This is a genomic window from Pseudorhizobium tarimense (assembly GCF_022968135.1).
Classification (GTDB): Bacteria; Pseudomonadota; Alphaproteobacteria; order Rhizobiales; family Rhizobiaceae; genus Neorhizobium; species Neorhizobium tarimense.
Genome location: NZ_JALJRA010000006.1, coordinates 251605 through 262903, shown reverse-complemented (window position 1 = coordinate 262903; position 11299 = coordinate 251605). Strand labels below are relative to the sequence as shown.

General features: G+C 58.9%; 11 protein-coding genes and 2 tRNA genes. 6 read left to right on the top strand and 7 right to left on the bottom strand.

What is annotated here, in order from left to right:
* From MUU54_RS09465 to MUU54_RS09455, 3 genes are all read right to left on the bottom strand, one after another.
* Nucleotides 1-374: GTP-binding protein (locus MUU54_RS09465; protein ID WP_247243777.1), on the bottom strand; the 374-nt coding region annotated here is incomplete at its 3' end.
* Nucleotides 375-581: 207 nt separating this feature from the next.
* Nucleotides 582-1364, bottom strand: a complete 783-nt coding sequence (gene modA / locus MUU54_RS09460; protein ID WP_376742077.1) for a molybdate ABC transporter substrate-binding protein — start codon at nt 1362-1364, stop codon at nt 582-584.
* Between the two features lie 434 nt (nt 1365-1798).
* On the bottom strand, nt 1799-2248 hold the full coding sequence (locus MUU54_RS09455) for a BA14K family protein (RefSeq protein WP_247243775.1): 450 nt from the start codon (nt 2246-2248) through the stop codon (nt 1799-1801).
* Between the two features lie 289 nt (nt 2249-2537).
* On the opposite strand from MUU54_RS09455, the gene MUU54_RS09450 reads away from it, so the two are divergent.
* Nucleotides 2538-2918, top strand: a complete 381-nt coding sequence (locus MUU54_RS09450) for a DoxX family protein (protein WP_247243774.1) — start codon at nt 2538-2540, stop codon at nt 2916-2918.
* 538 nt (nt 2919-3456) lie between these two features.
* On the opposite strand, the gene MUU54_RS09445 is transcribed toward MUU54_RS09450, so the two are convergent.
* Both MUU54_RS09445 and MUU54_RS09440 read right to left on the bottom strand, forming a co-directional pair.
* A tRNA-Gly gene (locus tag MUU54_RS09445) sits at nt 3457-3530 on the bottom strand.
* 24 nt (nt 3531-3554) lie between these two features.
* A tRNA-Tyr gene (locus tag MUU54_RS09440) sits at nt 3555-3639 on the bottom strand.
* Nucleotides 3640-3836: 197 nt separating this feature from the next.
* Here MUU54_RS09440 and rlmB point away from each other — a divergent pair.
* The 4 genes from rlmB to MUU54_RS09420 all read left to right on the top strand — a co-directional run bounded on the left by rlmB (nt 3837) and on the right by MUU54_RS09420 (nt 6146).
* Nucleotides 3837-4733: a 23S rRNA (guanosine(2251)-2'-O)-methyltransferase RlmB gene (gene rlmB / locus MUU54_RS09435; RefSeq protein ID WP_247243773.1), complete on the top strand. Its 897-nt coding sequence runs from the start codon at nt 3837-3839 to the stop codon at nt 4731-4733.
* 7 nt (nt 4734-4740) lie between these two features.
* Nucleotides 4741-5532, top strand: a complete 792-nt coding sequence (gene cysQ / locus MUU54_RS09430; RefSeq protein WP_247243772.1) for a 3'(2'),5'-bisphosphate nucleotidase CysQ — start codon at nt 4741-4743, stop codon at nt 5530-5532.
* Between the two features lie 288 nt (nt 5533-5820).
* Nucleotides 5821-5973, top strand: coding sequence for a hypothetical protein (locus MUU54_RS09425; protein ID WP_247243771.1), 153 nt, complete (start codon nt 5821-5823; stop codon nt 5971-5973).
* Nucleotides 5919-6146, top strand: coding sequence for a Fic family protein (locus MUU54_RS09420; RefSeq protein ID WP_312038819.1), 228 nt, complete (start codon nt 5919-5921; stop codon nt 6144-6146). The genes MUU54_RS09425 and MUU54_RS09420 overlap by 55 nt, the downstream gene beginning before the upstream one ends.
* 1030 nt (nt 6147-7176) lie before the next feature.
* On the opposite strand, the gene MUU54_RS09415 is transcribed toward MUU54_RS09420, so the two are convergent.
* The gene (locus MUU54_RS09415) at nt 7177-8340 is read right to left on the bottom strand and encodes a FecR domain-containing protein (RefSeq protein ID WP_247243770.1); all 1164 of its coding nucleotides are present in this window, start codon (nt 8338-8340) and stop codon (nt 7177-7179) included.
* 578 nt (nt 8341-8918) lie between these two features.
* On the bottom strand, nt 8919-9185 hold the full coding sequence (gene terL / locus MUU54_RS09410; protein ID WP_247243790.1) for a phage terminase large subunit: 267 nt from the start codon (nt 9183-9185) through the stop codon (nt 8919-8921).
* 1420 nt (nt 9186-10605) lie between these two features.
* Here terL and MUU54_RS09405 point away from each other — a divergent pair.
* Nucleotides 10606-10992, top strand: coding sequence for a Y4lK-related protein (locus tag MUU54_RS09405; protein WP_247243769.1), 387 nt, complete (start codon nt 10606-10608; stop codon nt 10990-10992).
* Nucleotides 10993-11299: the final 307 nt, after the last annotated feature.

The following is an 11299-nucleotide window of genomic DNA, read 5'->3' as shown; positions in this document are numbered from 1 at the left end:
GCCGGAACGCCAACCTGGCGGGCGAGCAGGATGTGCTCGCGCGTCTGCGGCATCGGGCCGTCAGCGGCAGAGCAGACTAGGATCGCGCCGTCCATCTGGGCAGCACCGGTGATCATGTTCTTCACGTAGTCGGCGTGGCCGGGGCAGTCGACGTGCGCGTAGTGACGGTTCGGCGTCTCGTATTCGACGTGCGCCGTCGAAATGGTGATGCCGCGCGCCTTCTCTTCAGGAGCAGCGTCGATCTGGTCGTACGCCTTGAACTCGCCGAAGAACTTCGTGATCGCTGCCGTCAACGACGTCTTGCCGTGGTCAACGTGACCAATCGTGCCGATGTTGACGTGCGGCTTGTTCCGCTCAAACTTGCTCTTTGCCATTGAATGCTTCCTGTGGACATGGATGTGGACCCGGCGCGCGGGTTTGGTGTGGCCGTTTAAGGCTTTCGATTACAATGCGCAAGACATAAATGCTTTGCGCACAAGGCGGGGCACGCTCTGCGGCGAGCCCGCCAGCAACTTCCCGAGCGGTAGTCCACGAGGCTCGCCCACTCATGACACATGTCGACAGATTCCCGAGGATCTTGCTTACTTGTTTCCCAGCACCTCGAAGCCTTCCAATTCGAAATAAGGGCGCGCCATGTCGGACTTCAGGAACGATAAGAACGACGCTGCGGCAGGATTGTCGCTCCGCTTGAGGAGAGCCGCCGGATAAACAATCGGCGGATGACTGTCTTCCGGAAAGATGCCGACGACCGTGACCCCTGGGTCGGCCTTGGCATCGGTCCGGTAAACGATCCCGTAGGGCGCCTCGCCGCGCGAGACGTATTGCAGTGCCGCCCGGACATTGTCTGCACGCGCCACCTTCTCCTGCACCGTTTCCCAGGCGCCAAGCTTCTGGAGAGCGGCCTTCCCATACTTGCCGGCCGGCACCGATTCCGGCGCAGCCATGGCGAGCCTTCCATCGCCGAGCAGGCCAGCCAGATCAAGACCCGGTTCGATGTCAACCGTGCCGACCCCGTTGGGACCGATCAGTACGATGCGGTTGCTCAGGAGATTGGTGCGGCTTGAAGGGTCAATCAGTTGCCGTTCCGCCAGATAGTCCATCCAGTCGAGATCGGCAGAGATGAAGATGTTGGCCGGAGCACCCGCCTCGATCTGCTTTGCCAGTACCGAGCTTCCGGCGTAAGAGATCGAGGTCGCCACACCGGTTTTTTTCGTCCATGCCGCACTTGCGGCATCCAGGGCATTCTTCATGCTGGCGGCCGCAAAGACATTGACCCCTTCCTGCGCGAGTGATGCGCCTGCGCCAGCCACAAGAAGCGCCAGTACGGCGGCGCAAACGAGCACTGTATGGCGCAAGCTGTTGATCATCGTCATCTGGAGGAACCCTTCGCTACACGAGGGAGAAGTATATCGTGCCGAGACCGAGGTCCAGAAGGCCCCACGACGACCTGCGGCAGGCGCAAATGTCATCGTAGTTTCCTAAGACGTATCTGAAGGTTCGAACCGTCAGGAAATTGTGGAGCGGCCAGTATCGGTGTTGGAGCCCCACGATGGATAAAGCCTCTTACGACGTTCCACATCGTGAGCACCAACGCCGAAGAGCGCCTCGTAATCATCAACGCTCTGCAGAGGCTGGCTAAATGATATCCAGGTCGTGTACGCCCCGTGGTGAGCCCCGTAATGAGCAGCCACTATGACGGCATATTTATCAATCAGACCGGAACGCGATCAATTCCGTCACTGATTGAGCAACCCCGCCATTGCTGACGGGGCTGCCGTACTCAAGCGCGACGGGAGCCCTAGTTGTAGGGCGAATTGCAGCGCGCTCTCACGCCGACGCGCGGCACGTAGGTGTCATCCGAAGCGCGATAGGTCCTATATCGCTCCGAGCACCATTGAACATGCCGACTCGACGTCGTTTGGGCCCGACCTGGTTGATTTGCGATCGCGCCGCCGATAATCGCTGCTGCACCGAATGCAGCAAGGGGATACCAAAAGCCGTCGCTGTGACGACGATAGCCCTGCCGGCGTTCACGAGAACCACGATACCCGCGGTACATCCCGCGGCGGTCGTCGCGATCTCGCTCAAAGCGGCGGCGATCATCTCTGTTAGCCTGGACCTGCTCCACTGCAGATACCTGCGGTGCCATTACCGATGGCATCACGACTGCACCTGCGGGAGCGATCGAGGTCGCAAATAGCAAGGCGCTCATGGCACCAGCCGTCAATGTCTTACCAATGGTCAACATGTATGATCCTCTCATTGAACATTCTCGGAACTGACTCGGAGCATGTTCGGTTCCCGCCTTTTGACGCCACCTGAACAGGTCAGCTACCGAGACGTCTGGGATTCTTCCGTGGGCGGCAACCGCGCGGAGATTCTACACCCTTGTGGCAAACTGAAGAGAAACTTGGCTACTTCACTCGTCTGCCCCGCGTCGTTCAAGAGATCTTGATGCTGAAGCAGAGTGACTGCTGCCCTGCTTCTGTTACAGATCGGCGCGTTGATGAGGACACTCAAGAACTAGGATTTTGACTATGCATTTCGAACTGAACCGTTACCAGCCCTACGCCATTGGCGCTCTGCGTATTGTAGCGGGCCTGCTCTACCTAGAGCACGGGACACAGAAAGCCTTCGGCTTCCCCATACCTGGCCCCGAAACGTTGTCGGGACTTGCAGTGGCTTCAACCATGCTGGAACTCGTAGGGGGCGCGCTGTTAATCCTTGGGCTATTCACCCGTCCGGTAGCGTTCGTCCTCTCCGGACACATGGCCTTCGCATATTTCCTGGGTCATTTTCCAAAAAGCTTCTTCCCCGTTGCCAACGGTGGAGATGCCTCGATCCTCTTCTGCTTTGCCTTCCTGGCACTGGTGACAACTGGCGCAGGTGCTTTCGCTCTCGACAACCGCAGGAAGTAGACTCGTCGGCAGAAGCTCGGGCGGATGTGCAGCTCGAGCTTCCTGACGAATGACAGCTTCTGCACGCCCTCTCAGCGCCTGCGTTCCCACTCATGCGGTTCGGCATTCTGGGCCTCTGCGATCAAGTCGCTGATCACCTGCTAGCGAAACGACAAGCCAGCACGCCCACAGCGACGCAGATCCGCGGCTACGAGCCCAGCCTTCGCGTGCTCGAAGAGAACGTAGGAAACGGCGCATCGACGCCCTCAGGGCCTCCGACTCTTTGGGAGGCGGTTCGCCCAGTGGCGCAAAAAGGGTCACAGGAGGACCGCAGGCGCAATCAAGCTGTTGAGGGTTAATCTCCTATGGAGCCGGCGAACGTGGAAGCAGTCAGGGAGTTGGCAACGCACACCAAGACGAAGACGACCCGGCGCTATTGTCGAGGTGACGGGTTGCAATCCAGGAAGGTTGCGGAAGAAAGGCTGGGAAAAGGCTGAAGTAGGCCTTCTGACACGACAAGGAACGAGTGACACGCAACTTTCTAAGTGACTGGAAGAGCTGGAGCGGGTAGCGGGAATCGAACCCGCGTATTCAGCTTGGAAGGCTGCTGCTCTACCATTGAGCTATACCCGCGGGATGGTCGATCCTCTGACGGAATGGTGGAGGGAGTTGGATTTGAACCAACGTAGGCTGAGCCAACGGATTTACAGTCCGTCCCCTTTAACCACTCGGGCATCCCTCCAGTTTATCCGTCAGGATCGAGACCAAGCTCTTGAGATGGAAGCCGCCGGCTCCCGATCTGCGCCGCGTATATGACCGCCCCATGACCGTCTGTCAACACGGCCTGAGGAGCAAAAACACGAAAAAAATGATCATTGAAACTCAGCTCTCCAGCCTTCACCGGCTAGGCCACGAGCAAGCCCGGGGATATAAGGGCACATGAGCAAGAAAGACCCGAACGACAAATCCGGCCGCGACAGCCATTATGCCACCCTGCGCCGCGCCGTGCGCGATGCCAAGCGCGAGCGCGGCGAGATCCCCACGCCTGCACTGCGCAAGCGCGACAAGGTGCCGGGCTGGAAGGGGCCGCAATTGCAGCCGGACCAGGTGTTCCTTTACGGTTTGCATACGGTGCGCGCGGCGCTCGACAATCCGGCCCGCAAGATCATCAAGCTTTTGGTGACGCAGAATGCGTTCGCGCGGCTCGAGTTGCCGCAAGCGGATGCCCTGCCCTATACGGTCGAGTTCGTATCGCCGCAGGATCTCGACAAGGTCCTCGGGCCGGATGCGATCCACCAGGGCGTGATGCTGGAAACGCGCCCACTGCCCGTGCGCCGTCTGGAAGCCCTGAAGGAAAGCCCACTGCTTCTGGTGCTAGATCAGGTAACCGATCCCCACAACGTCGGGGCGATCATGCGCTCCGCAGTCGCATTTGGGGCAGGCGCACTCATCACCACCCAGAGACATAGCCCGACCGAATCGGGGGTGCTTGCAAAGTCGGCCTCTGGGGCGCTGGAGCTCATACCCCATATCCAGGTGACCAATCTCGCGGATGCGCTGCAGGAATTGCACAGCCTCGGCTTCCAGACGATCGGTCTTGATTCGGAAGGTCCCGCACCGCTCGAAGGCAGGTTTGCCGGCGAGAAGGTGGCGCTTGTCCTCGGCTCCGAAGGAAAAGGGCTGCGGCAGAAGACCCGAGAGACAGTCAGTGCACTTGCGCGGCTCGACATGCCCGGCGCGATCAAGTCGCTCAACGTCTCGAATGCTGCTGCGGTGGCGCTCTATGCAGCGCGGGCGCATCTTGCGAGGCTCAAGGCTGCGCCGCCGAAGTGTTGAGCCGCGGATGACTGACGACGCCCTGCTTCTCCAGACGTTCGAAACGGCCGCCCTCGCGGCCGGCAGAGCCATCCTCAACATCTACCACGGTGCGAAGCTGAGCGTGAAGGAGAAGGCAGACCACTCTCCGGTGACGGAAGCGGACGAACATGCCGAACGGATCATTCTCGATCACCTGACGGCTGTTGCACCGGAGATCCCGGTGATCGCCGAAGAGGAAGTCGCCAAAGGCAGGGCTCAAGCGATCGGCACGCGTTTTATGCTGGTCGACCCGCTCGACGGGACGAGGGAGTTCATCGCGCAGCGGCCGGAATTCACCGTCAACATTGCGTTGATTGAAGCAGGCGCACCCGTTCTCGGCGTCGTCTATGCCCCTGCGCAATCGGTTGTCTATATCGGAAGCCGGGATGGCGCCTGGAGACTGGAGATCGATTCGGACCTCCGGGTTGCCGGCCGGCGAAGGATCTCCAGCCGCAAGGCAGGATCCAGACCGGTCGCGCTTTGCAGCCGGTCGCACGATTCGGCGGAGACGTCGGATTATCTTCGGCAGCGCGGGATCAGCGACATCCGGCGATTGGGCTCGTCGCTGAAATTCTGCCTGCTCGCCGAAGGATCGGCAGATGTTTACCCTCGCTTCAGCCGCACCATGGAATGGGACACGGCGGCCGGCGACGCGGTGCTTCGTGCCGCCGGCGGACGCACTGAGACGCTCGACGGCTCTCCCCTCGCCTACGGCAAAATCGGTCGCCCGGACTGCGCTGACTTTTCAAACCCGGACTTCATCGCAACAGGCGGCTGAGTGCACCTTACGGCGTACCATCTTCAACAGACTTGACCGCAATAGATGGTGCGCCATACCTTCCTTATCGATCAGTTCATCGTCTATGATCTGCCGCAAAAAGGCTAAGGACATCATCGCCGACGTGCCGCGTGATGTTCTCGCCCGCACGGCGGCTTTCCTGCTGCTCAAGGATTCAAAATCCAGCTACGCAATTGAGGGCGACAGCCCCCCCCACAAGACCGCATCCAACGCTGGGGCCGTGCGATCGGCGAAGCCCGCAAGCAGCCTCTTGACGAGGACGAACTCTTGCGCCTGCAACGCATCGTCATCGGCGACGACCGCTTCGTTAAGCTAGGTTTCCGCGACGAGGGCGGCTCGTCGGCGGCCATGATCGCGATACTCGCCTGCCTTTACCCGACCATGTCAGTGCACGCCACGAAGACCTGCCATCGCTGGTGACCGGCATGATCGCCTTCGATCGAAAGCCGGCGCAGAATATGGACGCCGTCATTGCCGCCGCGATCCTCGCGTTCGGCTTTGTCTACATCCACCCATTCGAGGAAACGGCCGCCTGCACCGCTATCTCATCCATCATGTCCTCTCCGAACGCGGCTATAAACCAACCGGCGTAGTTTTCCCGGTCTCGGCCGCGATCCTTGATCAGATCGACCAATATTCGCCGCTACGATGGATTCCGCCGCCGCATCGAGGGCATGATCGACATGCGCGAACGCACCGTAGACTTGCTCTTCCGCTTTCTCAACAGAATGACGGCAAGCTGTCGAACCGCGCCAAAGAGAAGGAATTCGCCGCCCTCACTGAGGAAGAAGTCACGCGGATCGAGGAGAGCTATGGCGACGTATTTGCACCTGAGATCATTTGAGGGCGTTATGCACCTATCGCGCATTAGGCCATGTGGAAGGACTTGGCCTAAATGAAGCATGCGGCAACCGCGACCATGGATGCGAAGTTTGGCTTCGTCTTTCCACACCGCGAGCCGCACTCCCCGTTCGGCTACCGGACCCGTCGGCCTAGGCCCGGGTGTTATCGCAACCGGCTCGGGACGGCATGACAGAAACGGTCTAGGCTCCGATCGCGGCTAGATGCAGTTTGGCCAGAATCTCTGCGCAATATTGAAGACAAGCTGGCGAAAGGCGCTGCGGGCCTCTAGCCTTCAAGCGACTGGGCGCGAAGTCAGCCGCAAGCGGTCATTCGGGCGTTCCTGGAGAAGTAGCCGGCGCCTCGCCGCCGAGTTCCTGATCGCGATGATCAGTAACCGTCTCTGGGTGTCCCATCTCGAAACGGCTGATAGCTGTTGAGTTGCTTGCGGCGTACCGCAGTTCGCGTCATGCTCGCTTCTCTTTGATACCCGGGTTGGTCAGCTCGGCAATCACTATCTCAAATCGCCGGTCGTTACTGCCGTTAATCCAGCAGTGTTGCTTTTTGTTCAGGGCAAGGTAGAGAAGCGATAAGCTATCCTACTTGTAGATCGGCGCAGTGGTGGGTGGCTGGTAGTAGGAAGGCTGGCTAGTTGCGCAGCCGGCGAGCCAGACGATGGCAATCAAAACAACATACTTCACGATTCTCTCCTTATTCTACTTTAGGTAAGTGACCTGCTCCCTGTGCGGCGTAGCGGGCGGGACGAGTGGGGGAACCACCGGACTAGTCTCCGTCATTCCCGCCCTTGCTGTTGCCATTGCCCTCATTGCCCGTGCCATTTCCGCCACCGTTGCCCTTCCCGTTGCCGCTATTACCTTTTCCGTTCCCCGTGCCGCTGTCCTCACCGGCACCGCCACCACTTCCGCCAGTGATGCCGTTGCTGCTGTTGCCGCTATTGCCGTTGCCGTTTCCGCCAGAGACCCCGTTTCCATTGTTCCCTGAGTTACCATTCCCGCCATTCTTGCCGTTGATGCCAGTGTTCCTGCCGCCGTTACTAGCGTTACCGTTCCCGCCCGCGTTGCCGTTGCCATCGGGCTTACCGTGAGCGTTCCCGTTCGGGCCGTTGCCATTATTCCCCGAATTTCCGTTATTGTCGTTTCCGCCGCCGCTACGATTGCTTCCAGCTGCTGTTTGTCGACCAAAGGCTTTCCCACCGTCACTACTTTCGCCGCTGACGCCGGTCGATTCGGAACCGCCTCTTCCGCTTGATACGCTTTGCTCGCTGAATGAGCTCAATCCGAGACCGGCACCGACCGGCGCTTGTTGACCCACGGCAGGAACTGATGCCGCAGTCGGCTCCACCGAGAATACGGATGGTGCTTCAGCGACACCTGCAACTGACATCTCCTGCGCCTGGTCAACGGTGACTTGTTGGCCCGGACCGACGTTCGTACTCTGCCCGCCTGTGAATGAAGATACCTGGACCAATCCCTCTTCGACGGAGACAGAAGCATCCCGATTGGTGACTGTCACGGTGAAGGTTGTGCCCTTCACTACGGCAGCCAGATAGGGAGTATGGACAAACGTGTGAGGTCTGCTGCGCTTCTCAATGTTAAGCGCTATCTGCCCCTTCTGTTGGACCACGTCGGTCTTCCGCGAAAACAGACCTTGCGTGGTGATCACGGCACCGAGTGTGTTCGGCTGAAGAGTAATGCTCTCTGTGCCTCTGGAGAGGGTCGCCCGCCCGCGTGGACCGGTCGAGATCCATGCCTGATTAGGAATGATGGAGCCAGCTTCCACCGCGTGCCAAGTCGTCTTGTCGACAGTGTAGCTGACCTGCTTGGTGGCTCTGGTCACTGTCCAATCTTGTGCCCCGGCGAGTGCAGGACAGGAGAACAGCACGAAAAGCGCAACGACGCGCAGAAGATGACCGATGACATATGACATTGAGCCCCCCATAAGTGGTCGCTAATGTAGATGGCCCCTCTTTAAGAAAGCTTTCTCAAGGTCCGTCGTCTTTTACAGATCGTTGAAATGCGGCGGCACACATGCAACCGTTACCGGCGCCCGCAGATACCAACATTCACGATGGCCGCGTTCTCTCAACGTCCCTGGTCATCTACGCGATCTCGAATGAATCCGAGTGGCGGCGTATCCCCCTTTTGATGCTGCGCTCACAACAGCTAAGCAGCCGCCGGAGGGGCGCGATGAGTAGGTTCATGACTGTGATACCGCTTATAGGCTTTTGTACGTTCGTCGCGAATGATGCTGGTTGGCTTTCCATTGTGAGCTTAGGGTTCGGCGATCAATCCGGCACCCGATAGACCTCCGCCCAGTCTTCCTCCTCACGCAAACCCTTGAACGACCTTCACCGTCGTCGTTGTCACCGGCGACGACGAATCAGGGCGTTGAACGCTCGGCTCGTCCTGTCCGCGTCATCGTCTCGGGTTGCCTCTGGGAAGCTTTCCAGAGCAAAAAAACCAGTCTTCATTCCATCAGCCGCGGATCACAAACACATTGCATGCCTAAGCCTGAGCGGAGAAGCCGCTGCAGCGCATGAACTTGTCGCCGCTCTCCGGTGACGGGCGAACGCTGAAGCCAGCCAACATCTTCGTTAGCGTTGCGAACTGGCTTTTACCGGGTTGCGCCGGATCCTGCGGCAGCGAGATACCGACCCGCCGGCCGTTGCCCTCCGCCGTACTCTTGATCATCCGCTCGACACCTGCTGGTGACAAGCGATCTCGTCGGTGGTCGACAACGAAGTATTTTCCGTCCGGCGTCTTTCCTAGCAGCGTTCCAGCCGGCGCGTCGTTGCTCTCGGTCTTCGAGGTGGCTGGCCAACTCCCATCGGCACATCCATTCGTTGCGTGTCGTCAGCTTGAACTTTGCTCTCCATACGGGGGTGCTCATGCGCCTTCTCCTTCATTGCCCAGTACCGCCGGGTGCGGATACGAGACCCCCCCCCCCCGCCGTTGCTGACTGGGCTCACGAGACAGCTTCCAAGTCTCTCCGGGTAAAGCACTCTTGGTGCTTGGCTACCCGCTCTCCGTTTTTGGGGCGGGACTGTGGTACTCTGTTCAGAGTACCCCCAGGACAGCCAGCACGATCAGTGTCAGAACCGCAGATACGACTAACGATCCGAGGCACCCCATGCGGTTGGAAAAAAAGAAGAACATCACCGTATCCTGCTCAAGTTGATTGGATGGTAAATGCAGCTGCCGGAGTTCGCTGCGTACTGACGACCGCTTCGCGTACCGCGCCAGCTGAAGCCTCGTTCGTTGCGGCTCCGCAACCAAAATGCGTTCTGTGGCGGGGCCGCAAGCCAGCCTTACCTCGAAGACTGCTGCTGACGGATCTTTTTCACCAAGCCCTCTATCGTGATCGAATCTGTCTCTGCGGGTCCGTGCGCTGCAGGTCGACTCCGCGGACCGGCTCCTCCGGCTGCTGGGAAATCTGTTTCAGCAGTACGCCTGAGCCAATCAACACAGCCACAGCCGACATACCCGGCCACACCCTGTAGGGATATTTCTCCTGCTGCATCGTTCGCCTCCTCTTGGAGACCTTACGAGCAAAGCCTGCGTTTGTTCCCCTTCGCGTGCGGTGAGTTGCCCGGGATATGAAGTAGTCAGAGCGGTAAATTTACGCCCCCTCCTGACGCACCAAGCTTCCTGATCCCCTGCTCTGCATCCAGCATTGCATCGGGACGATCCGAGAACAAATCAGTTTCCGCACAACCGATGGTAGGAGGAGCCTACGATCCACACTTCCTCGCAGTTTATTGTGGTCGCGACGTGCCATTATTTCGGTGCGGCAGGAATAGATTGTATCGCTCGCCGAGGGGATGAGTTTTAGGGAGGACCTTTTCATGCCACGACTTGCTCAGATGTTCTTCAAGACCGCGATCATCTTCTTGATCATCGGCCTCGCGATGAATTGCAGATGGCAATTTCGGGAAATCATAACGTCATCGGCGCCATGCTCATGCTAAACTACTCGGCTGGGTTACCATGGCGCTGTTCGGCACTCACCACGCATTCAATCAGGCCACGTCCGAGACGCGGTTCGCGTCATGGCGCACGGCCGTGGTCATAGAGGAACGGCAACTCAGACACTCGTGTCGATGGTGAGCCACAAAAAATGGGGCATAGACGTGCTCAGCTTCGCGTTTTCTTTCATCCACAGCGCCATCGCAGGAGCATTGGCTTCAAGCGGATGGACGTCGATGACAGTCCGGAATTCGTGGCAGAGGTCATTGCCACAGGCTGCGACATCAGGGCCGGCGGCGCTGACCGTGATGTGGTGGGTGACGCTGATCTCTCAGAAGAAACCTACCAGGAGGTTGAGCCCGAGCTTGATCCGATCTGGGCACGCTACGGGGAACATGACCATCTGAAGCACGAGATAATCGAGTATCTGCATTCAATCGGACGTAGTTACCCGCCACCGACCATCCAACAGGGCTCTGTCGGCGAAATTCGCGCTGTTTGCGTAATTGGATGGAAATCGCGCGGTATGCCTGCTGAACCGGGAGGGTTGCAAAACACAGCTTCCAACACACCAACCTGGGTTGACGAATGCAGCAACCACAATTTCATATGAGTGAACAGGCTAATGGTGCCCCCGCCAGGGTTCGAACCCGGGACCCCCTGATTACAAATCCCATCGCATGTGATGGGTAATCAGTCGGATGGGCAGAAGCGGCCTGTAAAATGAGGCCCGAAAAAGCCCGAAGGTGTCCGGCGTGTCAACATCGAATTGTAAAACGATGTCCACCGAAATCAACAGCTGTGGATAGCGCACCGCGGCCTTGCCCAATCTACCCTCGGACGAGCGGCGGGTGGAAGAGCCCTAGCATCTTCCTTGGCACCTTCGTGAACCGGCACAATGCCCGGCAGGCTCGTCGCGG

Coding starts and splice junctions, on each gene's coding strand:
- MUU54_RS09450 (WP_247243774.1), top strand. CDS start 2,538: ATGCATTTCGAACTGAACCGTTACCAGCCCTACGCCATTGGCGCTCTG.
- MUU54_RS09455 (WP_247243775.1), bottom strand. CDS start 2,248: ATGTTGACCATTGGTAAGACATTGACGGCTGGTGCCATGAGCGCCTTG.
- MUU54_RS09405 (WP_247243769.1), top strand. CDS start 10,606: ATGGACGTCGATGACAGTCCGGAATTCGTGGCAGAGGTCATTGCCACA.
- MUU54_RS09415 (WP_247243770.1), bottom strand. CDS start 8,340: ATGTCATATGTCATCGGTCATCTTCTGCGCGTCGTTGCGCTTTTCGTG.
- cysQ (WP_247243772.1), top strand. CDS start 4,741: ATGACTGACGACGCCCTGCTTCTCCAGACGTTCGAAACGGCCGCCCTC.
- rlmB (WP_247243773.1), top strand. CDS start 3,837: ATGAGCAAGAAAGACCCGAACGACAAATCCGGCCGCGACAGCCATTAT.